Raw genomic sequence first — 25,748 nt, 5'->3', positions numbered from 1 at the left:
GGTCCATCGCCGGACCGCTAGACACCGCAAAATTGGCTGGTGACGCATGAGGGGCCACGGTTAGCGTCGGCCCGTGGACACCATCAACCAGACAGTTCTGCTGCTGGTCGTGTTTCTCTTACCGGGCATGTCCGCAGCTTGGGGCTACGAGCGCACCAGTGAAATCCAATCGCGTCGGTCGCGGGACTGGTACGCGCGCCTTGCAGGCATGTCTGCGCTGTGCATCGCCCTCATGGCGGGGCCGATCTACTGGCTGATAGCCCGCTATGGCACGGAGTTCACGAACGGTGAAGCCCTGCCTTGGTGGCTGTGGGGCGCTGCCTTGGGCTACGTGATCCTGCCAGCAGTCGGAGCTGCTGCAATCCAACGATCAGGGCTGACAGCACGCCTCGGCAACAGGCGACCTGCGCAGACTTCCTGGGACGGCCTGTTTGAGAGCGCGCGGGGCGGCCTGGTCAGGTGCCTGCTCAAGTCCGGATACTGGGCGGGCGGGTTCCTGGTGAACACTCCATCCAGCCGGTCGTATGCGGCGATCGACACCACCTATGCCGCCATGGACATTCCCGACCGCGACATCTACCTCGCCGTAGCTGTCCATCTTGACCAAGACAACGGAACACCAGTACTCGACGAAAATGGCGAATACGCCCGGATCGGCGGCGGGGTGCTCATCAGACGTGAGAACATTGAGGCGCTGCACTTCACTGTGTGGGAGGAACTCGATCCGCCCCTCCTCGGGCCCACTACGCAACAAGGGATGAAGCAATGAGCAGGCCGAAGCCTGAACGCCACGTCGAACAGCGCGCAGCGATTTCACCAGAGATCACCATTGCCGATTTCACAGAGCTGCCCAGCGGCTTGGTGGCCCCTCCTCCTCAGCCTTCAGCCGAGACCGACGACTCCAAGAACGCCGCCGACAGGTAGCGATATCGACACTCATTGCGACGCCAAGACTCCTCCGCTTGGCGGGACACGACGAGACACGGCCCAGCGATGCTGTCACGCCTCATCCGGAACGTCGGAGGCTGACTTCGCCGTCGGTGCAGTCTGGCTGCGGCTAGAAGGTGTCGTAGTACTCGCGCTGTTCCCAGTCGGTCACGGCTGCGTTGAACCGTGACCACTCGGACCGCTTGAGGGTGACGAGGTAGTCGTCGATCTCGTCGCCGAGCGTGTCGCGGTAGAAGCTGCTGTGATCGAACGCTTCGATGGCGTCGCCGAGGGTGCGCGGCAGCAGGGGCCCGGCCTCGGCCTCGTACGGCGTCTCGCTGGGGGGCGGCGCCTCGAGCTTCGCCTCCATGCCGTCGAGCCCCGAGAGGATCTGCGACGTGAGGTAGAGGTAGGGACTCGCGGCGGGGTCGCCGGCGCGGTTCTCGATCCTGGTCGCGTGCCCCGGGGGCTCGTCGATGACTCGCAGCATGGCGCCGCGGTGCTGGCGGCTCCACACGGTCCGGTCGGGGGCGATGCTGTGTGGCCGGTAGCGCTTGTAGCCGGTGACGGTCGGCGTGGTGAGCAGGCACGACTCCTCGGCGTGGTCGAGGAGCCCGGCAAGGTAGTGCCGCGCCGTCGCCGAGAGCGTTTCTGCTGGGGTCGTCGGCGCGAACCGGTTGCGGCCGTCGTCGATGCCGATGAGCGACTGATGGAGGTGCCAGCCGCTCGGGAAGGCGTCGCCCAGTGCTGGCCTGGCCATGAACGTTGCATGCAAGCCGTGCCGCCTCGCGATCTGCTTGACGGCGGCGCGGATCAGGACCGCTTGATCTGCCAGTTCGATGCCGTCGGCGGGAGGGAAGGTGAGCTCGACCTGGCTGGGTCCGTGCTCGACCTCGATGGTCCTCGGCGGCAGCCCCAGCGCCGAGAGGCTGCGCTGGATCGGCTCGAGGAGCGGTTCGATCTGATCGGAGAAGTTCTCAGCCAGCAGGTCCCAGCCCCGGTGGACGAGCTGGTGGTCTCCGGAGGACTCGTCGACGCGGTAGAGGTGGAATTCCATCTCGAGGCCTGCCCGGAGCCGCAGCCCGCGATCGGCCAACCGCTGGTGCGCCTGAGCGCAGATGCGGCGCGTCGACAGCTCGATCGGGGCGCCCTCGACGCTGTACAGGTCGCTGAGCAGCCACCCGGTCCCGTCCAGCCACGGCCGCACGCGGAACGTGGTGGGGTCCGGGACCATGACCATGTCACGCGCCCCCATCACCGAGGCAAGCGTCGGGCCGCCGTCAGGCTCCCAGATCTTGAACGCGTAGTGCTGGCCGGTGTCCTTGGTGAGCAATGAACCCGGGAACGAGACGCCGTTGCGCAGTGCGTCGGGGATCTGCGCCGCATCGAGCACCTTGCCGTGCAACCGCCCGTGCTGGTCGGCGAACGAGACCCGCACGCTTCGCAGCCCCTTGTCGCGGACCTGGTCCTCGACTGCCGCCGCGGCGTCGGCCCAGTCCCCATCCCAGCGGTCTTCGGGCTTCGAGGTGTCGGGCATCGGTCAGTCCGCCAGCGCGGGGGCCCACCCGGAGGCCTCGCGTCGCTTCGTCTCGAGGTCGCGCCACGCGGCGTCGAAGTCGCCGCCGGTGGTGACGCCGTCGATGGCGCCGGGGCCTCGGAGTCCGCCGGGGTCGGCCGCACCGATGAGCGTGTCCGCGTCGGGCTGGCGCAGAGCGGCCAAGAACATGCGGCGATGGGTGCGGATGCCGGCATCGGTCGGGCTCAGGTGCTCGGCAGTGCGGTCGAAGATCGGGCCGGGCGACTCGACCGCCCACTGGTCGTGGACGTTGATGTCGGCCCCCATGCCGGTGTAGGTCCGCTCGCGCTGCTCGACCGGATCGAACCCCCACCTGTTCGACTGGTCGGCGATCGGGCGGTAGTCCGGCAGCGTGACCTGGCTGATGCGCTGGGCTCGCATGACCTCGGCATCGACGGACTCGCCGTAGCTGACGAACATCGAATACCAGTAGCAGCGGTGGTCGTCGATGGGCATGTGCCACTGGAAGATGCTCATCTCCCGGCTCATCGCAATCGTGATCGCGTTGGGGAAGATGCAGTTCGAGATCCGGACATGGGTGAATTCGTCCCGGTACCGGCGCAGCGTCCGGAACCGGAACCCGAACGGGGTGGGCTCGATGGTGATGTCGGGCGCGGAGGCCTCCCGCATCAGCTCGGCGACGGTCACGTCGGTGTCCGCGATGGTGTCGCGGAACTGCAGCCCGTAGGTACCGTCCTCCGCGCCGAGGAAGCGATGCAGGAAGGCCGCATGCGCCGGGTCGATGCCGACCTCGTGCGCCTGCAGCCAGTTGCACCCCCACATGCCCTTGAACGCGAACACCTGGGGGCCGGGCGCCACGAAACAGTCCAAGCCGGGAAGCTCCGGCGGATCGCCCTCGCCCAGGAACGCCCACACGATGCCGTTGCGCTCGGTGACCGGATAGTGGACCTGACACACCCTCGTGTGGAATGTCGATGTCGGCGGCTCCGCCGGGGTCTCGAGACATGCACCGGTGACATCGAAGAGCCACCCATGGAACGGGCAGCGCAGTCCGCCGTCTTCCACGCGGCCATAGGACAGATCGACGCCGCGGTGGGGGCACCGGCGCCCGATCATGCCCAGCCGGCCCTGGTCGTCGCGAAACAGCACGAGGTCCTCGCCCATCAAGCGAATCGGGACCACCGGCCGGTCGCTGTCGAGTTCCTCCGTGAGCGCCGCCGGCTGCCAGTACCGGCGAAGCACGTCACCGCCCGGGGTCCCCGGGCCGCTCTCGGTCAAGAGTCGGTTCTCATCGGCACTGACCATGCGAGCCTCCCCCCGGGTCGTGCGATACGAGGACTCACCGTCGTCTATCAGGCGATGCTAAGACGTGCGTCCAGACCCGAGCACGCCCAGCAGCGCCATATCCGGACGGGCGATAGCTTCGGCAGCGAGCCGGAACGGCCAGTCACGGCGGGCAGAGAGGGGACGCGATGCCGAAGCACCTGACCGACGCCCAAGTCGACCACTACCGCGACCGGGGCTATATCGCGCCGCTCGATCTTCTGACCGCGAGCGAGGCGGCCGAGGCGCGGGCGAAGCTCGAGGCCTACGAGGCCGAAAGCGGCGGCCCGCTCGGCGGCGCTCAGCGCGCCGGCGGTCATCTGCTGTGGCCTTGGATCGACGAGCTCATGCGCCACGAGACCCTGCTCGACGCGGTCGAGGATCTGATCGGCCCCGACATCCTGTGCTGGAACTCGATCTTCTGGATCAAGGAGGCGCATTCGCCCAGCTACGTCGGCTGGCACCAGGACCTCGAGTACTGGGGACTCGACAACGACGAGCTCGTCAGCGCGTGGATCGCACTCTCGCCCGCATCCGAGGCAGCCGGCGCGATGTCGGTTCTCCCCGGAAGCCACCGGGAACTCCTCTCCCACGACGAGACCTACCACGCGGACAACATGCTGACGCGGGGTCAGGAGCTCAAGATCGACGTCTCCCAGCGAGAGGTCGCGTCGATGGCACTCGAGCCCGGCCAGATGTCCATGCACAACGTGCGGCTCGCACACGGATCGGGTCCGAACACGACCGACGACCGTCGCATCGGCATCTCGCTGCAGTACATGCCCACCCGGACCAAGCAGCTCCTCGTCGACTGGGACTTCGCCACCCTCGTCCGGGGGACCGACAGGTACGGCAACTTCGAGCTGACCCCGCGACCACGCGAGGACTTCGACCCGGCTGCCGTCGAGTTCCACCAGCGAGCCGGCGTGGCACTCCGCGAACTCCTCTACCAGGGCGCCGAGCGCCCGGCCGAACGAGCCCCGACGCTGTAGTTGCGCCCTGTTCCTGGGTGTCGAGGGGAGGACTGTCTTTGTGCAGGTCAGAGCAGGGGCTGAATAGCAGTTCACCAGATCCGGGTTCACATCGCTGAGGAATGCCCGCTCTGACCGGTGACCAGTGAGGTGCAGTCCCGAAGAACACGGCCGAGCTGGGCCGTGTGGCTTCGTCGTCTGCGTCGACGGTGCGGGCGGCGCGTCAGGCGAGGGTGCTGCTGCTCGCGGCCGATGGCGTCGCGAACGAGGCGATCGCCCGCCGCGAGCAGGTCGCGCCGAACACGGTGCGTGCGTGGCGGGCGGGGTTCGAGGCCGGCGGGCTCGCCTGGGTGGACACCGTCGCGCCCGGCCGCGGCCCCGAGCGCGAGGCGGGTCCCGAGGCCGAGGCGGCGATCGTCGCGGACACGCTGACCGTCGAGCCGCCTGATGGGGCTTCGCGCTGGTCGACGCGCCAGATGGCGGCCCGTCACGGGGTGAGCAAGGACGTCGTGGCGCGCACCTGGCGCGAGACGGGGCTGCGCCCGTGGCGCACCGACGTCTTCAAGATCTCCTCCGATCCCGATTTCGAGGCGAAGCTCGACGACGTGATCGGCCTCTATGTCGACCCGCCCGAGCGGGCGGCGGTGTTCAGCTTCGACGACAAGACCCAGATACAGGCCCTGGACCGCACCCAGCCGTCGCTGCCGCTCAAGGCGGGCAGGGCGCGCACCCTCACCCACGACTGCAAGCGCAACGGCACCATCGACCTGTTCGCCGCATTGAACGTCGCCACCGGGCAGGTCCTGACCCAGACCCGCCGGCGCCACACCGGCGACAACGTGCTCGCGTTCCTCAAGGAGACCGACCGCCGGACGCCGCGCCACCTCGACATCCACGTCGTGCTGGACAACCTGTCCGCGCACAAGTCCGACCCGGTCCGCAAATGGCTCGCCGAGCCCCGCCAGCGCCGCTGGCACCTCCACTTCACCCCCACCAGCTCCAGCTGGGCGAACCTCGTCGAGGGTTGGTTCTCGATACCGGCCCGCAAAGCCCTCAAAGGACGGGCGTTCACCTCCGTCGCACACCTCGTCGAAGTCATCGAGACCTGGGCAGCCAACTGGAACGACGACCCCCGGCCGCTGCGATGGACCAAAACCGCCGAACAGATCAACGCCAAAATCCAACGAGCACGAACCGCACTCAACCGCGCAACCCAACCCGCGACACACCACTAGCCAGCAGGCCAGAAGCGATCCGAAGCCCTCACGCTCAGCGCACCGGTCTCGCCAAGCATTCGCACTCTCCGGGACATCTGTGTCGTTTGCGGGGTCCTCTCTCAATCGTCACCCGCAACCTCTGATGGTCCTTGACCGCCGACAACGCTGACGCGAGCACAGGCCACGAAGACGGCCACCAACCGAACAAGGGAGAAGAAACCGTCTCGTCGGACGCGCCCGATCGGGCGGGAGCTCAGCCGCGAAGGCCAGGACAATCCCGATCGGCCAACGTCTGCATTATGAATCAATTCATAGCCATATAGCCACTATCTGGCTATGATTTCATACATATCCTCAACAACCATTCCGATCGCGTTGACACACGCCCAGGCCCGCGACCTCGGGATCTCGAACCGCGACCTCGCGAAGCTGACCGCACAGGGCGATCTGGAACGCATTGCGCGCGGTATCTACGCCCGCGTCGGACACGGTGCCGACCCAGACCTTCTCGAGCTGGCTCTGCGCAGCCCTCACACCACCCTCTGCCTTACCACCGCCCTCGCTCACCACGACCTCACCGACGAGATCCCACACACCATCGACGTCGCCTTGCCGCGTCACCATTGGCAGCCGAAGACACGGGCTCCCGTGACCTGGCATCGGTTCGACCGCGACACCTTCCACATCGGACGCGACGATCTTCACCTCGCCGACACGATCACCATTGCCATCTACAGTCCGGCGCGCTCGATCATCGACGCCTACCGCCTCCGTCATCGACTCGGCATCGACCTCGCACACACAGCCCTTCGCCGCTGGCTCAACCAACGCGGCAACCATCCCTCCGAGCTCCTGGAACTAGCCAGATCGTTCCCGCACGCCATGCCAGCACTTCGCGCCGCAATCGAAACCCTTCAATGAGCCCCCGACCGAGCCGGGACACAACCGCGGGCGCCGCCTATCTCGACCTCCAGGCCGCCGCCCGCGCCACAGGCCGACCAGTCGACGAACTCTTCCAGCTCTACGCGCTCGAAGGCTTCCTCCGCCGCCTCGTCGAAACCGACCACGCCGCAACGTTCGTCCTCAAAGGCGGCGTCCTGCTCGCCGCCTACACCGACAGACGACCAACCCGCGACATCGACCTAGCCGGAACCGACGTCGACGGCGACCTCACCGCCATCGCAAGCATCGTCGCCGACATCGTGACCGTGAATCTCGATGACGGCCTCGACCAGCTGGCCATCGCCAAGGTGGAGGAGATCCGCGACGACGCGTCCTATCCAGGAATCCGCGCAACGGTCACCGGACAGCTCGACCGGGCGAAGCTCCGCTTCCGCGTCGACATCAACATCGGTGACCCGCTGTGGCCCGAACCAGACCTCGTCGAGCTTCCTCGACTCCTCCACGCCGAGCCAATCCCTGTCCGCGCCTACTCCGCCGAGCTGATCCTGGCCGAGAAGATCGTCACTGCGATCCAGCGCGGGACAGCATCAACGCGCTGGCGCGACTTCGTCGACATCGCCGCACTCGCCGAGACCCAGCTCGACATGACCCACCTCAGCGCAGCCCTGCAGATGGTCGCAGACCATCGACAAGTGAGCATCCGCCCGCTGGCCGACGTCCTCGACGGCTACGCCGACCTCGCACAAAGCAGATGGTCGGCCTGGCGCAATCGCCAAGCCCTCCACACCACCCCAGAGCAATTCGCCGACCTCATAGACCAGGTCATCAGCTTCGCCGATCCACTCCTGCAGCCCCTTACTGACTGACGGTCTCCGAGACAGAGCGGCACCAGCTCCGGCGATCTCGCCTTGCATGTGGTGTCGGAGGGGGGACTTGAACCCCCACACCCTTTCGGGCACTAGATCCTTAATCTAGCGCGTCTGCCAATTCCGCCACTCCGACTGAAGGCCCGAAACTGCTGGCTGCGCAGCCATTTCGGGGCGCGTCAGCATAGCGCTGCGCCCTGGATTCTTCGGCGGCGTTCAGGCCTCGTCGATGGCTGTCGCGAGCGCGTCGAGACTCACCGGGTTGAGCTCGCCTCGCCACGACCACACGACGATGTCGACCCCCGCGTCGAAGAAATCCTGCGCGCCCGCGACTGCCTTGCCGACATCGCCATCGGCCTCGAAGCCGAGGTGAATCGATCGGTCGATCTCAGCCTCGTCACGCCCGACGCGTTCGCAGTGCGCGCGCAACACGTCATCCAGCTCCCGCCACGCAGCGACATCGGGCGGGAACGTCATGTCCCACTGGTCGGCGTACTTGGCCGCTGTCCGCAGCGTCCGCACCCGGCCCTGCCCGCCGATCACGATCGGGATGCGCTCCTGGATCGGCTTGGGCTCGCACCAGGCATTGGTCAGATCGAAGAAGCGCCCCTTGTGGGTGGTCGTCGTATCGGTGAGCAGCTTGACGATCACCTCCATGCCTTCCTCGAGCCGATCGGAGCGATCCCGCAGCGGCCCGAGGTCGATCCCGTACGCATCGCTCTCCATGAAGTTCCAGCCGGCGCCCATCCCAAGCTCGAAGCGACCGTTCGAGATGTGGTCCAGCGTGGCTGCCATGTTCGCCGTGACCGCCGGATGACGGTGGTGCATGCCATTGACCATCGCTCCGAGACGGATCCGGGTGGTGGCCTGCGCCAGACCCGCCAGCATCGTCCAGCCCTCCAGGTTGGGACCGTCGTACGGCGGGGCCAGTGGATAGAAGTGGTCCCAGTTCCAGGCCGACTCGAACACTTCGATCTCGTCGGCGACCTGCCAGATCGCCAAGTACTCCGGCCAGGTGGCGTGGTGCGGCGGTGTCTTGATGGCGTGACGTCCCATGGATGCTCCTTGTCGCAGGCGACCCGCACGATAGGTGCTGATCGGCAGCAGCAACCAGGGTTCAGGCGAGCAGCAAGCCCAGAATCAGCGTGGTGAAGCCGAACGAGACCGCCACCACCACCGTGATACGGCTGAGATTCTTCTCGGCGACCGTCGAGCCCGCCGCCGTGGATCCCACGGTGCCGCCGAACATGTCGGACACGCCGCCGCCACGACCGCTGTGCAGCAGCACCAGGCCGATCAGCCCGAAGGCGGACAGCAGGTGGATTCCGCCGACAATCCACGTCATCACGGCATCTGAGGCTACCGGCGCCCGTCGGCGGCCCCGAGTCGGGAAGGCCCGTCTATGGGCGGATCGGGTGGGTGATGGGGGTGCTGCCCTTGGCGCCCGGCACCCAGCCCTCGATGATGGCGCTGAAACCGCCCGCTCCCCCGCCGGCGCGCACCACCATGGGCGACCAGGGCGGCAGTTTGCGCAGGCCGCCGCTGGCGGCGCCTTCGGCCGAGCCGAACACGTGCCCGCCGTCGACCGAGCCGCTCTGGTTGCCGGCAACCTCGGCGCCCAGAAGCTGCCGCACGAAGCCCTCGGGCAGGCCCTCGGACATGCCGCCAGCGCCGCTGACTGCGAAGTCCAGGTCCATCTGCAACAGCGGCTCGAGTTCTTCGTAGAAGCGCTCCCTCGTCCAGCCCGAGTCCGCGAACGTCGACATGTGCTCGGGTGTCATCACCAGCATCGCCTCGGTGGGCAGCTTGCGATTGCCCACGCACATCAGCTGCTGGGCGATCGTGCGGATCAACGAATCAGGCGTCCGGGACACCTGGTCGATGCAGCCGATCGGGCCGTGCCCGGCGAACAGCGTGACCGTGTCCTGGCCGGGCTCGAAGCCGCGGGCGACTGACAGCGGCGGCCAGCCGTCGGGTAGCCCTTCCTCGTCCTCGGCGAAGCACCAGCCCACCTTCGAGGGCGACCCCAGCGCCGAGCGGTCGATGCCGCCGATGCCCGGCTTGCCGCCGCCGACATTGCGGATCACCAGCTGCAGGGCGCGCCCGATGGTGGAGTTGGCACGGTTTCCCTGCCCGAGCGAGTTCTTGTCGGTGTTCATGCCGACGCGTCGGCGGATGGGGCCGTTCACGATCACGATCGGCCCCGAGAACCACAGCGTGCACAGCAGCCCGTGCATATTGAACGTGTCGGTGCATGCCGCCTCCACGGCGGCCAGCACCACCGGCAGGTACTCGGGCTTGCAGCCCGCCATGACGGCGTTCACCGCCACCTTCTCCACCGTGCACTCGACCAAGGCGGGCGGCACCACGGCCACCACTTCGCCGGGCGCCCGGGTGGTTCCCGCCAGCATGGCAGCCACGCGAGCCTCGGTCGGGGGCACCACCGGCAATCCATCGGACCAGCCGCGGTCGTATGCCGCCTCGACGGGATCCTCCGCCGATGCCAGCTCCACCTTGCGGCTCGCGAACGACGTCGCGCCGAAACGCAGGGCCAGCTCATCGGCCAGCAGCGGGTCCACCGACATCGAGCCGCAGCCCGGCCGCATGTCCGGCAGTTCGGCGCCGAGATCGTCGGCGCCGCTCAGCGCCTCCCAACTGCGACGGTCCCAGCCCACGGTGCGCGCCATCTCACGGCCGTCCATCACCGCCATGAGCGTCGGCACGGTGTCGATCTCGTGGTGCCACGACATTGCCAGGTCGTGGTCGTGCAGCACCTCGGAACACTGCCCGCCGAGCCCAGCCATGAACTCGGCGTCGTCCTGGGTGAACACCGTCAGGCGAGTGCCGCTGCGCACGGCGTGGTCGACGAGTTCGGCGAGCACCGGCTCCACATCGCGGCAGGTGGGGCAATCGCGTTTCACAAAAGCCACGAGGCCGTCGCGCAGACTCGGCATCTCGGCGGCGGTGGACGATTCTTCAGCAGGCACGCTGAGACTCTAGATCTGAGCCGCTACCCGCGGCCTCCCGGCCAGCGCCGGCGCACGAGCGATCCGTTACAGGGAGTGCGCCGTGAACTGCTCGCTCGCCGTGGCGTAGGCCTGCAGGGCCACAGCCGGCCGGCGGCGCGGGTCGAGCAGGTTGGCGCCCATGGCATCGAGGTCGGCCGATGCTGGCATGACGATTTCCACACGCTCACACTCCGTCAAGCTCAGTCGTTCGCATTCGGTGGCCATCCGGCTGGCAACTCGCAATGCGCTCCAGCCGAGTGTTGCCGCGCCGAAGTCCATCGCCGCGGCAATCGGCATGGCCCACGGACGCGCAGCAGACGGCAGCTCGGCAATGCCCATCGGCGAGCTCACCACGACCAGGTCGTACGACTCGTCGCGCAGTACATCGAGGTTGTCGGACGAGTGCACGCCGGCATCGATGTACGCGGTGCCGTCGATCTCGACCGGCTCGAAGACTGCCGGCACAGCACAAGACGCTGCGACAGCCTCCGCAGGGGTCGCCGGGCCGTCGGCATCGAAGACCACCCGCTGACCGGTGTCGAGACCGACCACCGGCACACGCAGTCTCGGCCCTGCCGGCCACTCCCCCTCGAACAACCCGCGCACCATGTCGGCCACGTGCGACGTCGGCACCCTGCCACGGGGCAGCAGCGACGCCAGCGCGGTACCTGGCGCCACCTGGCCCGGCATCGCCGCAGCGAGCATCCAGATGTGGGGGGCCATCGGTGCGCCGAAACTGGCGGTGGCCTGGCGTTTCGGGCCGCGCCGGGCCCGTGCAGCGCCGAGCAGTCGCTCGCCGTCGGAGCTGAGCGGCTGACGTGTCTCGCGGCGGAACAGATCGCTGGGACTGAGCCCGGCAGCCACCAGGGCACCGGAGATCGAGCCGGCTGACGTGCCGACGATCAGGTCGACCTCCCGGGCGTCGATCGCCCAAGCGTCTTCCAGTGCTTTGAGCACGCCGGCATGGAACGCCCCGCCGACGATGCCGCCCGAGCCCATTACCAGCGCCACGCTCTGACCCGCCCGGGGGCGCCCCGATGTGGCTGTCTCGCTCACGGGTTGCAGCGCCCCCGACTCAGGCTCGGCTCTCGGCCACGAGTGACGTCGACTAGCTCTCGACGTCGCTGTGTTCGAGCATCCAGCCGATCATCGAGGGGATCGAGCGCTTGCGGGCTCCGTTGCCCACGATCAGCCCGACGTGGCCGGCGGGCAGCCGCATCTCGGTGGCATCGTCGGAGCCGACCAGCTCATCGAGGCCGTAGGTGGACTCGGGCGGCACGATGTGGTCGCGCTCGGCGATCACGCTCAGGAACGGTGCCGTGATGTCGGCAAGGTCGAGCTTGCGACCGCCGAGCATCAGATCGCCGGTCACGAAGCCATTGCCCTCGTTGAACATCTCGACGGTCTGGATCATGGTGGCGCCGGGGAACGGGATGTGATTGCGGGTCCACGACGTCATCGCCTGGTACGAGCTCAGGAACTTGTCATCGTCGAGGTGCTCCCAGAAGTCCATGACCGTGCTGAGATCCGACGTGGGCGTGAGCAGCGTGAACGAGGCCCGCACGGCCTCGGCGGGCACGTTGCCCGTGTGGTCCATGAGATGTTCGGGGTGGATGCCGCCCTTGCCCACGCCGGTCATGGCCGCCGGCATCTTGGCGAAGTCCACCGGGGTGGCCATCACGACAAGATTGCGGACGGGATCGTCGGGATGGCCGGCCGCGTACAGCAGCGACAGCAAGCCGCCGTAGCAGTAGCCGAACACGGTGACGCCGTTCTCGCCGCCCATCTGGTTGACCTTGGCCACCGCCTGGGGCAGCAGCTCGTCGCAGTAGGTCTCGAGGGTGTTGTTGGCCTCTTCGGTGTCGGGCACGCCCCAGTCGAGCAGGAAGACGTCGAAGCCCTCGGCCACGAGTCGCTCGACAAAGCTGTTGCCCGGCTGCAGATCCAAGATGAACGAGCGGCTGACCAGGCTCATCACCAGCAGGAGCGGCGGGCGCACCGTGGGGTTCTCGCTGCGGTAGCGGTACAGCACTGCCTTGCCGTTGCTCCACACGGCGTCGCGGGGCGTCTGGCCGACCGGGGCACGATCGATGCCCATCACGTGGCGGGTCAGGTTCCACCAGCGCCGCATGCCGGTCTCCCACATGTCGGCAAACGGGGCGAAGCCGGCAAACAGGTTGAGTTCGGTGGCGTCAGCCTCGGGCGCAGTGCCGTTGGCGCCATTCTTCGGAATGGGCTTGGCCAGTGTGGATGGGGGCATGGCTGCTCCTTCAGAGTGAGGGGGTAATCGGAGTGTTCGGAGGCTTCAGGCCTTCGATGCCGTCTTGGCAGGGGCCTTCTTGGCCGTTGGCTTGCTCGAAACCGACGCTGCCTTGCCGTTTGTTGCAGGTGCCACGTCGTCGGGAGCAGCTGCGGCGACCTCGAACACGAGATTCTTGAGGCCCTTCAGCTCACGGTCTACCGCTGCGACCTGCTGGCGAAGCTTGCGAACATCGGTGGCGGCGGGCAGGTTCCAGAAGTGCAGCCAGCGCCGGCTGGCGCGCTCGAACTCCGCGGTCAGTGCGTTGGTGACCTTGGCGCTCGCGGCCATGAAGTCGCGGAAGCCGTCCGAGGCGGTGAACTGCTGGAGACCAGGCGCTACGGCCTTCTCCCACTCGTCATAGATCTCACGCCATTGCTTGGCCATGTCTGATTCCTCCGGAATACAGGGGGGGGTGTCCGGTCTGATGTCACGCATACCGGCGGCGTACCAGACACCTGCCGGAGCGAATTGATGAATTGAGACATGTGCTGTCGTGTATCAAATGGTCGTCCATCAATTGCATGACGCTATGCAATCATATCTAGGTTACAGCAAGGTCACAAGAGCATTTCGCTTGCAGAAATTGTGTGACATGCTGCAATGATCTGCCGGCACGGAGGCAGCGGATCGGCTAGAGTATGAAGACAGCCGATGAACTTGATCGACACGGACCAGCAGGGCGAGGGAGGCCCAGCGCAGTCCACGGGCAGCGGCGCTCGTCGCACGCTCGGGCTGCCACGAGTTCGTAACGCGCAGCAATCCTGGGCGCCCGAGTCCGCCGACTGGGGCGACGAATGGGATCTCGATCACAAGGTCGCTGCCCTGTGGCGCGCCGCGCGGCTGGGGCCGACCGTCGAACGGCTGCGCCGACACGTGCTCGGGGGCGGGTCCCAGTCGATCGAGCCCGGCCAGTTCCGGGCGCTCGACGCGGTGGCAGGCCACGGCCCCGTCTCCATCCGGACGCTCGCCGACATCATGGACGTCGAGCCCAGCACGGTCACTCGCGCCGTCGTCCGGCTCGAGACCGATGGGCTCGTTTTCAAGCGACGGGCCGACCGCGACCACCGGGAGGTGCTGGTTGAGCTGACCGATCTTGGCGCGGCCCGCCACCAGTATTTCGTCGACCGCGCCTACCGCATCTACGAGGAGATCTTCACGGTCTTCGACACGAGCGAACGGGCGCTCCTTGCAGACTTGCTGGAACGCATGCTGGTGTCGACCGATGCCGCACTCGCCCGTCTCGATGCCCGGGCGCTGTAGAGCGAGATCAAGCGATCACAGAGGGACGCCCGACCGCCGATGACCGCCATTCCCGCCGACGCTCCGACGAGTCGCCGACCGGCCTCGAAGCATCCTGCGTCGCCGCTGAGCGCCGGCTGCCGGGCCGCCGGCTCAGTGGCCGAGTGGATCCGCGGGCACAACGAGGATGACTTGCCGGCGGTTCGCCAGACTCCAGCCGCTGCTTGGAAGTGGATGATCGATGAATGGTCGATCCAGATGGAGCTGGCGTCGGCGCGCATGAGGATTCCCGACGGGCCGTTCCGCCAGCGGCTTCGCTCCGAGCTGGCCGAGGCCCGCAGCCTCTACTCGGACTGCGGCTGGCTCGACGACCCCGCTGCATACCACCGCACTCCCCCGCCGCTCGACGGCGGGGTGCAGATCAGCGCGACCTCAGCGGGCGACGCCGACTTCTGGCACGTCCGCTTCGCCAGCGAATTCGAGCCGTGGCCCGGCGAGCCAGGGCGCGACCGCTGGATGAACTACCGGCCGGTGCGCACCACACATGCCTGGATGCTCCAGCACCCCGACCGGCCCCGTCCCTGGGTGGTGGCCGTCAACGGCTACCGCACGGGCGAGCCCGAGATGGACATGTGGATGCTGTACGCGCATCGCCTGCACCGGCGCTGGGGGCTCAACGTGATCGCCGTGGTGCTCCCGCTGCACGGTCCCCGGGCCATCGGCGTCAGCGGTTCGCGTGTCATCCACGCGGGCGCCATGAACACCGTGTTCACGGCGGCGCAAGGCGCCTGGGACATCCGCCGGGTGATCGGATGGGTGCGCGACCAGCATGAAGCGCCGGCCGTCGCCGTGTCGGGCATCTCGCTCGGCGGCTACATGGCTGCCATGACCGCTGCACTCGAAGACGACCTGGCCGCAGTGATCGCCGGGGTGCCCGAGAGCGACCTGGCGCGCGGCACCCGCCGGCAGGTCGAACCGCTGCTCCCGCCCTTCTACGAGCAGTGGGGGCTGTCGTGGGAGCCCTACGAGCAGATCCTCTCGGTGGTGTCGCCGCTGTCACTTCCCTGCAAGGTGCCCTACGAGCGCCGCTACATCTTCGCGGGACTGCTCGACCGCTGGGTCCGACCGGGCAATGTCAAGACGCTCTGGGAGCACTGGGAGCGCCCCGACATGCTCTGGTACCAGGGTTCGCACCTGTCGTACCCGTTCGAGCGCGAGGTTGCCCGCTACGTGGATCGGGCTGCCGTCGAGACATTCGGCCAGCAGCCGCCGATACCGCCAAGAGGCTGAGGGCCGCTACACGCGGTCGGGGTGCCCCAGCACAGCGAGACGGTGCCGCACGACCTTTCCCGTGGTGGTCATGGGCAGGGCATCCACGAAGTGAACGTCGCGCGGCACCATGAAGCTCGGAAGGTTCTCGCCGACCCAAGCGCGGAGCTGGTCGGCATCGACGCGGCGCCGCGGCCGCGGCACCACGAACGCAGCCACACGCTGTCCGAACTCGGGATCGCCCACGCCGACCACGGCAGCGATCTCGACGCTCGGATGACGCCCCAATACCTCCTCGACACCAGAGGGGAAGACGTTCTCGCCGCCGGTCACGATCATGTCGTTGGCGCGCCCTGAGATGTGCAGCCGGCCGTCGGCGTCGAGACGGCCGATGTCGCCGGTGGCCATGAGGGTGCCCGCTCTGTCGCCGTCGCTCCCGTCGGTGTAGCCGAGGAATTGCGCCGTGCTGGCGAGGTGAACCCAGCCGGCACTGCCGTTGCGCGCCGGCATGCCGTCATCGTCGAGGATCGTGAGCGTCACGCCATCAGGCGGGCGGCCCACCGTGCCGGGGGCAGCGCGCAGATCGGCGGGATCGGCGATGGTCCCGATGGCGGTCTCGGTGGAGCCGTACACGTTGTACAGGCGGTCTCCGAAGCGGTCCATCCACTCCCGTGCCAAGTCGCCCGACAGGACGTTGCCGCTGCTCAGCACCATGCGCGGCTGGTGCACGGCGTCAGGTTCGATGGGCAGGTCGAGAATGCGGCGCAGCATCAACGGGACCACCACGAGGGCGTCGTAGCGCCGCTCGCACAGCAGCTGGCCCAGCTCGGCCGCCCGGAACTGTCGCCTCATCTCGAGGGTGCTGGCGGTGGCGAGACCGACGACGAGCTGGCTCAGGCCCCAGGCGTGAAAGAGGGGCGAGGCGATGAAGCAGCGGTCGCCCAGGCGGTACGGGACGCGCCGGAGCATGCCGGCGCCGCCCACGCGCGTGGTCTTCAGTGTTCGCACGGCGCTCTTCGGTGCCCCCGTCGTGCCGGACGTCAGCAGGACGAGCTTGGGCCGGCGCGACGGCGGCGAGCACGGCGAGCCCTCCGCTGCGACACGAGACAGTGCGTCCGGGCCGCTCCCGTCGGCGACGAGCACCGTGGCCTTCGTGCCCGACTGGGCCACGACCTCGGCGAATTCCTCGTCGGCGACGATCACGGCGATGCCGTCGCGTTCGCACACCTCCGCGAGATTCGAGGCGGGCAGCGCTGTCGAGAGCAGCACGGTGTCGCAGCCGGCGCGTTCTGCCGCCACGAGCGCCGTCACGAACCACCGGTGGTTGCGGCAAAGGATGCCGACGGCGCCGAGGCTGCCGTCGGGCCGGGTCGATTCAGCGCGCAGTTGGGCCGCCACGCTCGATGCACCGCGGTCGAGCGTGCGGTAATCGACCGAACCAGCGTCGTCCACGATCGCGCTGCGACCGCCGAACCGCAGCGCCGCGGCCGTCACAGCAGCAGCGGTGCCGAGGCCCCACTGCACCGAAGCCCACCAGCGCGCCGAGCCGAGAGCTGCATCGGCAGCCCCCATCCGCAAGGCGACCTTCCACATGCTGTCGCCGGCGGTCACGGACCCGGGCACAGAGCGTCAGTCTCCGCCGGTGTCAAAGCTGCGGTACACGCCCAGCAGCGCTGCTTTCTGCTCATCGGTGAGGTTCGGGTCGGCCTGCACAGCCTCCACCACCGTGGGCACGTCATCGCGGTCCATGAGGCCGGCATACGACAACAGCGTGGCTGCGCGGACGTTCAGCGCTTCGGCCAGTGCCTTGAGGACGCGCACTGAGGGCTCGTGCAGGCCGCGCTCGATCTGGCTGAGGTACGGGTTCGACAGCCGAGCCATCTTGGCCAGCTGCCGCTGGCTCAGCTCCATCAGCTCGCGCTGGGCCCGTATGAAGTCCCCGAGCTGGTCGAAGCCAGGAAACGGATTCGCCGACCGCTGATCGTCCGCTTCTGCGGCGTCAGGGTCGGAAGCGGCCATCAGGCCTGGGCGTCCTCGCTGGCCCGCTCCCAGGCTGCGGCGATGCGTGCGGCGCAGTCCTTGTTGGCCTCGTGCACCTGGCTCCAGAAGCTGAAGTAGGTGTCGATCATCTCGGTGGGCTTGGGCAGGTACTCCGCGAACGGGCTCGACGCAGCGGGCACGGCCGACAACCAAGCCTCGGCGACGCGCTCGTTCATCGAGACGAACTGCTCTTGGGCAGTCTTCATCTGCTCGAGGGTGCGGTCCTGCATATCGCGGATGGAATCGAGAACGGCCATGTGACGTGCTCCAGGGAAAAGGGGGAAGTGCCGGCGGGGGTCACCGGCACTGCTAGAAATAGTACCCACTGCGGGAACAACTTGCAACCTTAGGAGTGCACCGCCGATTGGACTATGCGGGCGAACTGCACCGCGTCCAGAGAGGCACCCCCCACGAGGGCGCCGTCGATGTCCGGCTGGCTGAGCAACTCGGGAGCGTTGACGGGCTTGACGCTGCCGCCGTACTGGATGCGTACCTGGGCGCCGGCGTCTCGGCGCATTCCTTCGACCATCTCGCGGGCCGCAGCGCACATGTCCTGGGCATCCTGCGCGGAGGCGTTGCGGCCGGTGCCGATGGCCCAGACCGGCTCGTAGGCCACTACCAAGGTCTCGAATTGGGCCTTGGTGAGCTTGGCGAGGCTGCCCCGCAGTTGCGCGCTCACCACCTCTTCGGCCCGGCCCGCTTCACGCTGTTCGAGGGTCTCACCCACACAGACAATCGGTGTCATGCCCGCTTTGGCGACCGCGGCAGCCTTCGCAGCAATGAACTCATCGGTCTCGCCGAACAGGGCTCGCCGTTCGCTGTGGCCCACGATGACGTAGCTCACGTCGAGCTTGGCCAGCATGGACGGCGAGATTTCGCCGGTGTAGGCACCCTGGCCCTGGTCGTGGCAGTTCTGCGCCCCGAGCTTGAATTCGAGCCGGTCGGCGTCGATGACCGTCTGGCAGCTGCGCAGGTCCACGAACGGTGGGTGCAAGCTCACCTCGACCTGGTCGTAGCGGTGACGAGCCAACTCGTAGCTCAGCTTCTGGCAGAGCTGGATTGCCTCAAGGTGATTCAGGTGCATCTTCCAGTTGCCTGAGATCAGCGGCGTCCGAGTCATCGTGGCTCTCCCTGCCTCGCTCACTGCTGCGGTGAGTCTCGCAGGGCGGCGAGACCGGGCAGGTCTCCGTGCTCGATGAGCTCCAGACCCGCCCCTCCCCCAGTCGAGATGTGATCCATGTAGGGGGCGAGGCCGAACTGGGCCACGGCTGCTGCACTGTCGCCGCCGCCGACGACAGTGAACGCCCGGCTGTCGGCCATCGACTGTGCAACTGCACGGGTCCCAGCGGCGAAGCGCTCATCCTCGAACAGGCCCATCGGACCATTCCAGAAGACCGTCCGCGCTGCAGCGATCACATCATCGAACTCGGCAGCCGAGCCGGGGCCGATATCCAGGCCGCGGCAGCCGTCGGGCAGGCTGCGGCCCATCTGACGCACGGTGCCGCCGGCATCCAGCGCCGTGATGTCGCTCGGGAGCACGATGTTGGCGTCGCTGCGCAGCAGGCGCTCGCAGGTCTTGATGAAGTCGGGCTCGCAGAGCGAGTCGCCGATCGGGTGACCCAACGCGGCGAGAAAGGTGAAGCACATGCCTCCGCCGATGACCAGCGTGTCGACCACCGACAGCAGCGCCTCGACGACGCCCAGCTTGTCGCTGACCTTGGCTCCGCCCAGCACCGCCACAAAGGGCCGCTGAGCATCGGTTCGCAGGCTGCCGAGCACCTCGGCTTCCCGATGCAGCAGGCGGCCGGCCGCGCTCGGGAGGCGCTGCGGCGGCCCCACGATGGAGGCGTGCGCCCTATGGCTCGCGCCGAAGGCATCGTTCACAAAACCGTCGAAGGGAGCCGAACCCGCTGACGATGCGCCGCGCAGGAGGCCGAGGCGACCATTGACAAGTGCCTCCACGTAGGCCGAATCGTTTGACGTCTCTCCCGGGCTGAAGCGAAGGTTCTCTGCCAACGCGATGCCGGGCGCCAGCTCAGCGAGGAGCTCGGCCACGGGCGCCAGCGAATAGCGCTCGTCGACGGTGCCAGCGGGACGGCCCAGGTGCGAGCACGCAGTGACAGCGGCGCCCTGCTCAACCAGCCAGCGCAGGGTCGGCAGTGCGGCCCGGATGCGCAGGCCATCGGCGATCTCGAGTCGGCCGGCAGCCGTGTCGCGCAGTGGGACGTTGAAGTCGCAGCGAGCCAGAATGCGCCGGCCGTCGAGTCCTCCGAGCCGCTGCTCCAGGTCCTCGAGCGCCGGCAGGCTGCCATCCTTCTGCGTCACCTGTTGTTTCCCGCTCTTGTTCGCTTCGCTCACGGGCCGCTCGGGCCACGGCTTCGCCTTTCGGCTCAGCCTCTGGGACTGCAGGTGATGCCCACCAGGTCCACCAGCCGGTTCGAGTAGCCCCACTCGTTGTCGTACCAGCCGAGCACCTTGACCATGCTGCCCATCGCCATGGTCAGACCGGCATCGAACACGCAGCTCGCCGGGTTGCCCACGATGTCACTGCTCACGAGGGGGTCCTCGGAGTAGTCCAGAACACCGGCCAGCGGGCCGCTGGCCGCAGCGGCAGCGAAGGCCTCGTTCACCTCGTCGACGCTGGGGCTGGCATCCAGCGTCGCCGTGAAGTCGGTGATCGAGCCATCGGGGATCGGCACTCGCAGCGAGGTGCCGTCGAGCTTGCCGTCCATCGCCTGCAGCACCAGCCCGGTCGCTCGCGCGGCACCGGTCGAAGTCGGGATGATGTTCACGGCTGCCGCGCGGGCCCGGCGCAGGTCGCCGTGCGGACCGTCGACCAGCGATTGGTCGCCGGTGTAGGCGTGGATGGTGGTCATGAGGCCCTGCTGGACGCCGAAGGCTTGGTCGAGCACCTGCACCATCGGCACGAAGCAGTTGGTGGTGCAGCTCGCGTTCGAGACGACCTTGTGCGCGCCGGGGTCGAAATCGGCGTCGTTGACACCCACCACGAAGGTGGCGTCTGCGCCGGATGCCGGCGCCGAGACGATCACGAGCGGCGCACCAGCGTCGAGGTGCATCGCCGCTTTGTCACGCGAGGTGAAGATGCCCGTGGATTCCACCACCACGTCGACGCCGTAGTCAGCCCAGGGCAGATCGGCCGGGTTGCGCTCTGACAGCACCGGCAGCACCTCGCCGTCGATCGATATGCCGCCGTCGGCAGCGGCGATGTCGTGCGGCAGATTGCCGAGTACGGAGTCGTACTTGAGCAGATGGGCCATGGTGGCGGTGTCGCCGAGATCGTTCACCGCCACGATCTCGATGTCGCAGTCGGGGCGGTCGGCCGCCCGGTAGAAGTTGCGCCCGATCCGGCCGAAACCGTTGACGCCCACGCGCACGCTCATCTGCTGCTGTCCTCTTCGCTCTGCGAGCCCGGCGAGATGCCTGTGCCCCGGCCCCGTTCCGTCGCTAGCTGTCTAGCGGGCCGGCGGCGGCTAGCGGGCGATGTCGCGATGGCGGCAGTGCAGATCGTGGCCTTGGTCCGCGAGCGACTGCGTCACCTGCTCTGCGATGGCAACGCTGCGGTGCCGGCCGCCGGTGCAGCCCAACGCAATCGTCAGGTACGACTTGCCTTCGGCGCGATAGGAGGGCAGCAGCGCTTCGAGCAGCGGCATGAGGTGCTCAAGGAAGGTGCTGGTGGTCGGCTGTCCCAGCACCCAGTCGCGCACACCGGGATGGAGCCCGGTGTAAGGCCGCAGTTCGGGCACCCAGTGCGGGTTCGGCAAGAAGCGGCAGTCGAACACCAGGTCGGCCTCTGTGGGCACGCCGTGCTTGTAGCCGAAGGACATGACCGCCGTTCGCATCTGGGGCTCGTCGCCCGGAGCTCCGAACTCGTCACGCACCCGGTCGCGCAGCTCATGGACATTCAGATCGCCGGTGTCGATGACGACATCGGCCGTGTCACGCACGTCGGCCAGCAGCTGCCGTTCCAGCTCGATGGCGTCGATGACCGACTCGGCCACCGGCTCAGCGCTGGACGGCTGTCCGGTCGGGGCAGCCGCCGGCTGCTCGCCGGTGTGCAAGGGGTGGCGCCGCCGCGTGTCGTCATAGCGTCGTACCAGCACATCGGTCGGCGCATCGAGGTACACGACCCGCACCGAGGCATTGCGCTCACGCAGCTGGGTGAGCGCCGTCACCAGATCTTCCCGGTATTCGCGCGTGCCGGCCACCAACGCCACGCGGCGCAGGCGGGTGCCAGGGCGCGCCACCATGTCGGCGACGTCGCCGATGAGATGGGGCGGCAGGTTGTCGATGACGAACCAGCCCACGTCCTCTAGCGCGTTTGCCGCTGTGGAACGGCCCGCGCCCGACGAGCCGGCCACGATGACGAACTCCGGCCCCCCAGCCATGCGACGAGCGTACGGGGGTTCAGCCCCTCAGGAGCCCGCCAGCGCCTCAGTCGGGTGTGTTGCGGCGTACACCGCCTCGGCGACGGCATCGGGCAGCCAGCTCAGCGCTCGCAGGTCGTCGAGCGAGGCCGACTTGACCGCCCCGACGCTGCCGAACTCACGCACGAGCCGCGCTCGCCGCTTGTCACCCAGCCCGGCGATGCCGTCGAGCACGCCCCGCTTCATGGCCTTGCTGCGCAGTCTGCGGTGGTACGACACGGCAAAGCGATGGCTCTCGTCGCGCACTCGCTGCAGCAGGTACAGCGCTTCGGACTGGCGAGGGATGCGCACCGCCTCCGGACGGCCCGGCACGAACACCTCCTCGAACTGCTTGGCGAGGGCGCACACCGGGATCTGCTCGCGGAGCCCCAGCTCGTCGAGCACCGCAGCCGCCACGCCGAGCTGCCCCTTGCCACCGTCCACCACCAGCAGCTGCGGCGGGTAGGCGAAGCGGCCCTGCTCGGACGCCGGCAGGTCGCGCTCGGCCAGGTAGTTCCGCAGCCGCCGGCGCAGCACCTCGTCCATGGCTGCGTAGTCGTCGTTGCCTGCGACGCTGCGCACCCGGAAGTGCCGGTACTCGCTGCGGCGCGGCAGGCCGTCCTCGAGCACCACCATCGAGCCGACGTAGTTGGTTCCCTGCAGGTGGCTCATGTCGTAGCACTCGATGCGCAGCGGCGGCCGGGGCAGTTCCAAGTGCTCCGCGAGCTCATTCAGCGCACGGGCCCGGCTGTTGTGGTCCTGGCCTCGGCGCATCCGATGCCGTGCCAGCGACTCGCGCGCGTTGTGGCTCGCCGTCTCCATCAATGCCCGTTTGTCGCCGCGCTGCGGGACACGCAGCGTCACCCGCGAACCTCGCTGGGAACTCAGCCATTCCTCGTACACCCCCACCTCCGGCGGGAGCTCGGGCACGAGCACCACCTTGGGCCAGCCCAGCGGGTTCTCGTCGTGATACAGCCCCGAGAGCACGCGGGCAACGAGCTGCGAACCGTCCAGCTCCTCGACCTTGTCCACGACGAACCCCCGCTGGCCCATCACACGCCCCTTGCGCACCAAGAACAGCTGCACTGCCGCCTCGAGCTCGTCGTCGCCGATGCCGATGACGTCGAAGTCCTCGTTGCGCGTCCCAGCGATCTGCTGCTTCTCGATCGCCTTGCGGACGCTGGCGAGCCGGTCGCGCAGCCGAGCCGCCAGCTCGAACTCCAGCTCTTCGGATGCATCGGCCATGCGCTGGGTCAGGTCATTCACCACCTCATCGGTGTTCCCTTCGAGGAACCGCACCAGCTCCCGCACGAGCCGGTCGTAGTCGCCGCGGCTGATCTCCCCCACGCACGGACCTGCACACTGCTCGATGTGGTAGAGCAGGCACGGTCGGCCGAGCCGCTCGTGCGTCGCGAGCTTGCTGTCGCTGCAAGTGCGGATCGGGAAGGTCCGCAACAGCAAGTCGAGCGTCTCCCGGATCGCGTAGGCATGCCCGTAGGGCCCGAAGTACCGGTTGCCGCGCTTGCGCCGTCCGCGAATCACCATCGCCCGCGGCCACTCGTCTGCCAGCGTCACGGCGAGGAACGGGTACGACTTGTCGTCCCGCAGCCGGACATTGAACCTGGGCTGATGCCGCTGGATGAGGCTGTACTCGAGCATGAGCGCCTCGACCTCGGTGGACACCTCGATCCACTCGACCCCTGACGCCGTGGCCATCATCTGTGCGGTGCGATGGTGCATGCCTGCGGGATCGCCGAAATAGCTGTTCAGGCGAGCGCGCAGGCTCTTCGCCTTGCCCACGTAGATGACACGGCCGTCCGAGTCCAGGAACTGGTAGCTCCCGGGCGCATCAGGCACCGATCCCGCCTCAGGACGCAGGCCCATCCCCGCAGACTATGTACCGCTGGCCGCCATGGTGATCTGTACCTTGTGGCAATGACTCGTTCGTGCTGTCGGACTCGCTCGTGCTGCGGAGTGCTCGCTGCAGTGTTGCTGGCGGCTGGGCTGTTGACCCCGGTTGCTGCGGCACCCGCGGGCGCGCAGACGCCGCCGGTGGTGGATTACGACACCGACGACGACGGCCTGATCGAGGTGTCGAGCCTCGCTCAGTTGAACGCGATCCGCTGGGACCTCGACGGCGACGGCACAGCCGATGTGTACCCGGCCGACGACGATGGGAACCGAGCGCATGATCCTGACGGCGCGACGAAGCTGGCGGCTGCGTTCCCCAACGCAGTGGCGGGCATGGGCTGCCCGTCGTCTGGCTGCGCCGGCTACGAACTGGCGGCCGATCTGGATTTCGACACCAACGGCAACGGCTCGGCCGACTCCGGCGACGATTTCTGGAACGGCGGCAAGGGGTGGGCGCCGCTGATGGGCGGCGAAGCGATCTACGGAGAGGCCGCGAATGACCGCTTCGACGACTATGTGGGGGGCCGTTACCTGGGCGAGAGGCCGCGTTCGAAGGCCAGGATGTTCACGGGGATCTTCGAGGGCAACGGACGAACGATCGCGAATCTGCATATCGACCGCCCGGGGCGTTGGTACGTGGGCCTGTTCGGCTTTATCGGCCCCGGCGGGCATGTGCGCAACTTCGGGCTGAGCGCCCCCAACGCCGACAGCGGTGTGCGCGGCGGCACGCAGGTGGGAGCGCTGGCTGCACAGGTGGAGATGGCGCGCGTCAGCGGCGTGTGGTCAGAAGTCGACGTGTCCGGCGACCTCGATGTCGGGGGCCTCATCGGCAGAACCCGGCGAGAGTCCTTCGTCGTCGAGAGCTATGCCACGGGCGATGTGACCGGTGCCAATGTGGGCGGCCTGGTCGGGATCGCCGACGGTTCGGGCATCGCTGCGGTCTACGCCACGGGCGATGTGGCGGGAAGCGGATGGGTCGGCGGCTTGGCGGGCTTTAGGTGGTCGGGGCATGTCCGCGCTGCATATGCGACCGGTTCGGTGACCTTCACCGGTGTGCCGTACAGCTACGTCGTGGACGACGAGAGGATTGTGAGATCGCGCGCCGGGGGCCTGATCGCGTTGCTGACCCACGCTTGGGAGGCTGGCTGGCCACGCTCGAACTACGCGACCGGGCAGGTGTCGGGACCCGACGGCACGATCTTGGGCGGGCTGACGGCTGGATGCTGGGGCGCGGACCGCCCTCGCGCTGAGGGCGGGAACTACTGGGACACCGACGCGTCGGGGCTAGCGGCGAGCCCGGACTGCGGCGTCGGCTACACGACGGCGCAGCTGCAGGCACCGACTGGCTACACGGGGATCTACTCGGGCTGGAACGTGGACGTCGACGTCGGCGGCTACCACCTGCTCGCCCCCTATGGAGGTGCGTTTCTCGGGCCGGGTGATGATCCGTGGGATTTCGGTACGTCCACTGAGTATCCGGTGTTGAAGTATTGCGCAGACAAGCCGGGGATCGACACGGCGGACGGGTCGGCGTATTGCCCGCTGCAGCCGGACAGCCAGCGGCTGGTCGCTGCGGTGGCTCAGGACAGTCCGCCTGATGTGGCCGACGATGACATGGCGGGCTATGTGGCGGACCCGGTGGTGGTGGCGAAGGTGGAGTCGCTGGCTGCGCAGACCCAGCATGGCACCGCGCATGTGAATCGGTGGAACCGGGTGCTGGTGGCGTTCGGCGTTCATGACGGCGTCGGCGTGTCGGGCGGCGCTATGACCGCGGCGCAGGCCCAGCAGATGGCCGACGCGCACTCCAGCCC

At 67.9% G+C, this 25,748-nt stretch carries 24 protein-coding genes, 1 tRNA gene and 1 pseudogene; 9 read left to right on the top strand and 17 right to left on the bottom strand.

Features of this window, described 5'->3' with window-relative positions; genetic code table 11:
- Nucleotides 1-73: 73 nt before the first annotated feature.
- Both VI480_RS13025 and VI480_RS13020 read left to right on the top strand, forming a co-directional pair.
- Nucleotides 74-769 carry a DUF6338 family protein gene (locus VI480_RS13025; protein ID WP_323673285.1) on the top strand — a complete coding sequence of 232 codons (696 nt, stop codon included), beginning with the start codon at nt 74-76 and terminating at the stop codon, nt 767-769.
- On the top strand, nt 766-924 hold the full coding sequence (locus VI480_RS13020) for a hypothetical protein (protein ID WP_323673284.1): 159 nt from the start codon (nt 766-768) through the stop codon (nt 922-924). The genes VI480_RS13025 and VI480_RS13020 overlap by 4 nt, the downstream gene beginning before the upstream one ends.
- Before the next feature lie 133 nt (nt 925-1,057).
- Here VI480_RS13020 and VI480_RS13015 read toward each other — a convergent pair whose 3' ends face one another.
- Nucleotides 1,058-2,464: a glutamine synthetase family protein gene (locus tag VI480_RS13015; protein WP_323673283.1), complete on the bottom strand. Its 1,407-nt coding sequence runs from the start codon at nt 2,462-2,464 to the stop codon at nt 1,058-1,060.
- Nucleotides 2,465-2,467: 3 nt separating this feature from the next.
- Complete coding sequence (locus VI480_RS13010; RefSeq protein ID WP_323673282.1) at nt 2,468-3,769, bottom strand: Rieske 2Fe-2S domain-containing protein; 1,302 nt, start codon at nt 3,767-3,769, stop codon at nt 2,468-2,470.
- A 167-nt stretch (nt 3,770-3,936) separates the two neighbouring features.
- Between VI480_RS13010 and VI480_RS13005 the strand changes: the two genes are divergently transcribed.
- From VI480_RS13005 to VI480_RS12990, 4 genes are all read left to right on the top strand, one after another.
- On the top strand, nt 3,937-4,779 hold the full coding sequence (locus tag VI480_RS13005) for a phytanoyl-CoA dioxygenase family protein (RefSeq protein ID WP_323673281.1): 843 nt from the start codon (nt 3,937-3,939) through the stop codon (nt 4,777-4,779).
- A 164-nt stretch (nt 4,780-4,943) separates the two neighbouring features.
- Nucleotides 4,944-5,993, top strand: a complete 1,050-nt coding sequence (locus VI480_RS13000; protein WP_323673280.1) for an IS630 family transposase — start codon at nt 4,944-4,946, stop codon at nt 5,991-5,993.
- Nucleotides 5,994-6,311: 318 nt separating this feature from the next.
- Nucleotides 6,312-6,896 carry a type IV toxin-antitoxin system AbiEi family antitoxin domain-containing protein gene (locus tag VI480_RS15700; protein ID WP_416246696.1) on the top strand — a complete coding sequence of 195 codons (585 nt, stop codon included), beginning with the start codon at nt 6,312-6,314 and terminating at the stop codon, nt 6,894-6,896.
- A complete protein-coding gene (locus VI480_RS12990; RefSeq protein ID WP_323673278.1) occupies nt 6,893-7,744 on the top strand; it encodes a nucleotidyl transferase AbiEii/AbiGii toxin family protein in 852 nt (283 codons plus the stop codon). Before VI480_RS15700 ends, VI480_RS12990 begins: the two co-directional genes overlap by 4 nt.
- 49 nt (nt 7,745-7,793) lie before the next feature.
- On the opposite strand, the gene VI480_RS12985 is transcribed toward VI480_RS12990, so the two are convergent.
- The 7 genes from VI480_RS12985 to VI480_RS12955 all read right to left on the bottom strand — a co-directional run bounded on the left by VI480_RS12985 (nt 7,794) and on the right by VI480_RS12955 (nt 13,438).
- A tRNA-Leu gene (locus VI480_RS12985) sits at nt 7,794-7,880 on the bottom strand.
- An 80-nt stretch (nt 7,881-7,960) separates the two neighbouring features.
- Nucleotides 7,961-8,800: a TIGR03560 family F420-dependent LLM class oxidoreductase gene (locus VI480_RS12980; RefSeq protein WP_323673277.1), complete on the bottom strand. Its 840-nt coding sequence runs from the start codon at nt 8,798-8,800 to the stop codon at nt 7,961-7,963.
- Between the two features lie 61 nt (nt 8,801-8,861).
- Nucleotides 8,862-9,089: a preprotein translocase subunit SecG gene (gene secG, locus VI480_RS12975; RefSeq protein WP_323673339.1), complete on the bottom strand. Its 228-nt coding sequence runs from the start codon at nt 9,087-9,089 to the stop codon at nt 8,862-8,864.
- Between the two features lie 55 nt (nt 9,090-9,144).
- Nucleotides 9,145-10,731 (bottom strand): thioredoxin family protein, encoded by a 1,587-nt coding sequence (locus tag VI480_RS12970; protein WP_323673276.1) that lies wholly within the window; start codon nt 10,729-10,731, stop codon nt 9,145-9,147.
- A gap of 66 nt (nt 10,732-10,797) precedes the next feature.
- The gene (locus tag VI480_RS12965; protein WP_323673275.1) at nt 10,798-11,808 is read right to left on the bottom strand and encodes a patatin-like phospholipase family protein; all 1,011 of its coding nucleotides are present in this window, start codon (nt 11,806-11,808) and stop codon (nt 10,798-10,800) included.
- Nucleotides 11,809-11,860: 52 nt separating this feature from the next.
- Nucleotides 11,861-13,012 carry an alpha/beta fold hydrolase gene (locus VI480_RS12960; RefSeq protein WP_323673274.1) on the bottom strand — a complete coding sequence of 384 codons (1,152 nt, stop codon included), beginning with the start codon at nt 13,010-13,012 and terminating at the stop codon, nt 11,861-11,863.
- Between the two features lie 45 nt (nt 13,013-13,057).
- Nucleotides 13,058-13,438, bottom strand: a complete 381-nt coding sequence (locus tag VI480_RS12955) for a poly(R)-hydroxyalkanoic acid synthase subunit PhaE (RefSeq protein WP_323673273.1) — start codon at nt 13,436-13,438, stop codon at nt 13,058-13,060.
- A gap of 267 nt (nt 13,439-13,705) precedes the next feature.
- Between VI480_RS12955 and VI480_RS12950 the strand changes: the two genes are divergently transcribed.
- Both VI480_RS12950 and VI480_RS12945 read left to right on the top strand, forming a co-directional pair.
- Nucleotides 13,706-14,314, top strand: a complete 609-nt coding sequence (locus VI480_RS12950; RefSeq protein ID WP_323673272.1) for a MarR family transcriptional regulator — start codon at nt 13,706-13,708, stop codon at nt 14,312-14,314.
- Nucleotides 14,315-14,353: 39 nt separating this feature from the next.
- The gene (locus VI480_RS12945; RefSeq protein ID WP_323673271.1) at nt 14,354-15,583 is read left to right on the top strand and encodes a hypothetical protein; all 1,230 of its coding nucleotides are present in this window, start codon (nt 14,354-14,356) and stop codon (nt 15,581-15,583) included.
- 6 nt (nt 15,584-15,589) lie between these two features.
- On the opposite strand, the gene VI480_RS12940 is transcribed toward VI480_RS12945, so the two are convergent.
- The 8 genes from VI480_RS12940 to uvrC form a co-directional block, all read right to left on the bottom strand.
- Complete coding sequence (locus VI480_RS12940; RefSeq protein WP_323673270.1) at nt 15,590-17,185, bottom strand: AMP-binding protein; 1,596 nt, start codon at nt 17,183-17,185, stop codon at nt 15,590-15,592.
- A gap of 6 nt (nt 17,186-17,191) precedes the next feature.
- The gene (locus VI480_RS12935; protein WP_323673269.1) at nt 17,192-17,581 is read right to left on the bottom strand and encodes a helix-turn-helix transcriptional regulator; all 390 of its coding nucleotides are present in this window, start codon (nt 17,579-17,581) and stop codon (nt 17,192-17,194) included.
- Nucleotides 17,581-17,859, bottom strand: coding sequence for a hypothetical protein (locus VI480_RS12930; RefSeq protein ID WP_323673268.1), 279 nt, complete (start codon nt 17,857-17,859; stop codon nt 17,581-17,583). Before VI480_RS12930 ends, VI480_RS12935 begins: the two co-directional genes overlap by 1 nt.
- Before the next feature lie 89 nt (nt 17,860-17,948).
- On the bottom strand, nt 17,949-18,722 hold the full coding sequence (tpiA, locus tag VI480_RS12925; RefSeq protein WP_323673267.1) for a triose-phosphate isomerase: 774 nt from the start codon (nt 18,720-18,722) through the stop codon (nt 17,949-17,951).
- Nucleotides 18,723-18,742: 20 nt separating this feature from the next.
- Complete coding sequence (locus VI480_RS12920) at nt 18,743-19,906, bottom strand: phosphoglycerate kinase (RefSeq protein ID WP_416246697.1); 1,164 nt, start codon at nt 19,904-19,906, stop codon at nt 18,743-18,745.
- Between the two features lie 86 nt (nt 19,907-19,992).
- Nucleotides 19,993-21,003 (bottom strand): type I glyceraldehyde-3-phosphate dehydrogenase, encoded by a 1,011-nt coding sequence (gene gap, locus VI480_RS12915; RefSeq protein ID WP_323673265.1) that lies wholly within the window; start codon nt 21,001-21,003, stop codon nt 19,993-19,995.
- Nucleotides 21,004-21,093: 90 nt separating this feature from the next.
- On the bottom strand, nt 21,094-22,008 hold the full coding sequence (gene rapZ / locus VI480_RS12910; RefSeq protein ID WP_323673264.1) for an RNase adapter RapZ: 915 nt from the start codon (nt 22,006-22,008) through the stop codon (nt 21,094-21,096).
- Between the two features lie 27 nt (nt 22,009-22,035).
- Complete coding sequence (gene uvrC, locus VI480_RS12905) at nt 22,036-23,910, bottom strand: excinuclease ABC subunit UvrC (protein ID WP_323673263.1); 1,875 nt, start codon at nt 23,908-23,910, stop codon at nt 22,036-22,038.
- A gap of 90 nt (nt 23,911-24,000) precedes the next feature.
- On the opposite strand from uvrC, the pseudogene VI480_RS12900 reads away from it, so the two are divergent.
- Nucleotides 24,001-25,748: pseudogene (locus VI480_RS12900) on the top strand (hypothetical protein); the annotation flags it as partial.

It is taken from the genome of Candidatus Poriferisodalis multihospitum, assembly GCF_028283155.1.
In the GTDB taxonomy this organism is placed as follows: Bacteria; Actinomycetota; Acidimicrobiia; order Acidimicrobiales; family Poriferisodalaceae; genus Poriferisodalis; species Poriferisodalis multihospitum.
This window is presented reverse-complemented; position numbering and strand designations above follow the sequence as displayed.

Excerpts from the sequence above, each read along its gene's own strand:
- VI480_RS13020 (WP_323673284.1), top strand. The coding sequence starts at position 766 with ATGAGCAGGCCGAAGCCTGAACGCCACGTCGAACAGCGCGCAGCGATT.
- VI480_RS13015 (WP_323673283.1), bottom strand. The coding sequence starts at position 2,464 with ATGCCCGACACCTCGAAGCCCGAAGACCGCTGGGATGGGGACTGGGCC.
- VI480_RS13010 (WP_323673282.1), bottom strand. The coding sequence starts at position 3,769 with ATGGTCAGTGCCGATGAGAACCGACTCTTGACCGAGAGCGGCCCGGGG.
- VI480_RS13005 (WP_323673281.1), top strand. The coding sequence starts at position 3,937 with ATGCCGAAGCACCTGACCGACGCCCAAGTCGACCACTACCGCGACCGG.
- VI480_RS15700 (WP_416246696.1), top strand. The coding sequence starts at position 6,312 with ATGATTTCATACATATCCTCAACAACCATTCCGATCGCGTTGACACAC.
- VI480_RS12990 (WP_323673278.1), top strand. The coding sequence starts at position 6,893 with ATGAGCCCCCGACCGAGCCGGGACACAACCGCGGGCGCCGCCTATCTC.
- VI480_RS12980 (WP_323673277.1), bottom strand. The coding sequence starts at position 8,800 with ATGGGACGTCACGCCATCAAGACACCGCCGCACCACGCCACCTGGCCG.
- secG (WP_323673339.1), bottom strand. The coding sequence starts at position 9,089 with ATGACGTGGATTGTCGGCGGAATCCACCTGCTGTCCGCCTTCGGGCTG.
- VI480_RS12960 (WP_323673274.1), bottom strand. The coding sequence starts at position 13,012 with ATGCCCCCATCCACACTGGCCAAGCCCATTCCGAAGAATGGCGCCAAC.
- VI480_RS12955 (WP_323673273.1), bottom strand. The coding sequence starts at position 13,438 with ATGGCCAAGCAATGGCGTGAGATCTATGACGAGTGGGAGAAGGCCGTA.
- VI480_RS12950 (WP_323673272.1), top strand. The coding sequence starts at position 13,706 with ATGAACTTGATCGACACGGACCAGCAGGGCGAGGGAGGCCCAGCGCAG.
- VI480_RS12945 (WP_323673271.1), top strand. The coding sequence starts at position 14,354 with ATGACCGCCATTCCCGCCGACGCTCCGACGAGTCGCCGACCGGCCTCG.
- VI480_RS12935 (WP_323673269.1), bottom strand. The coding sequence starts at position 17,581 with ATGGCCGCTTCCGACCCTGACGCCGCAGAAGCGGACGATCAGCGGTCG.
- VI480_RS12930 (WP_323673268.1), bottom strand. The coding sequence starts at position 17,859 with ATGGCCGTTCTCGATTCCATCCGCGATATGCAGGACCGCACCCTCGAG.
- tpiA (WP_323673267.1), bottom strand. The coding sequence starts at position 18,722 with ATGACTCGGACGCCGCTGATCTCAGGCAACTGGAAGATGCACCTGAAT.
- gap (WP_323673265.1), bottom strand. The coding sequence starts at position 21,003 with ATGAGCGTGCGCGTGGGCGTCAACGGTTTCGGCCGGATCGGGCGCAAC.
- rapZ (WP_323673264.1), bottom strand. The coding sequence starts at position 22,008 with ATGGCTGGGGGGCCGGAGTTCGTCATCGTGGCCGGCTCGTCGGGCGCG.
- uvrC (WP_323673263.1), bottom strand. The coding sequence starts at position 23,910 with ATGGGCCTGCGTCCTGAGGCGGGATCGGTGCCTGATGCGCCCGGGAGC.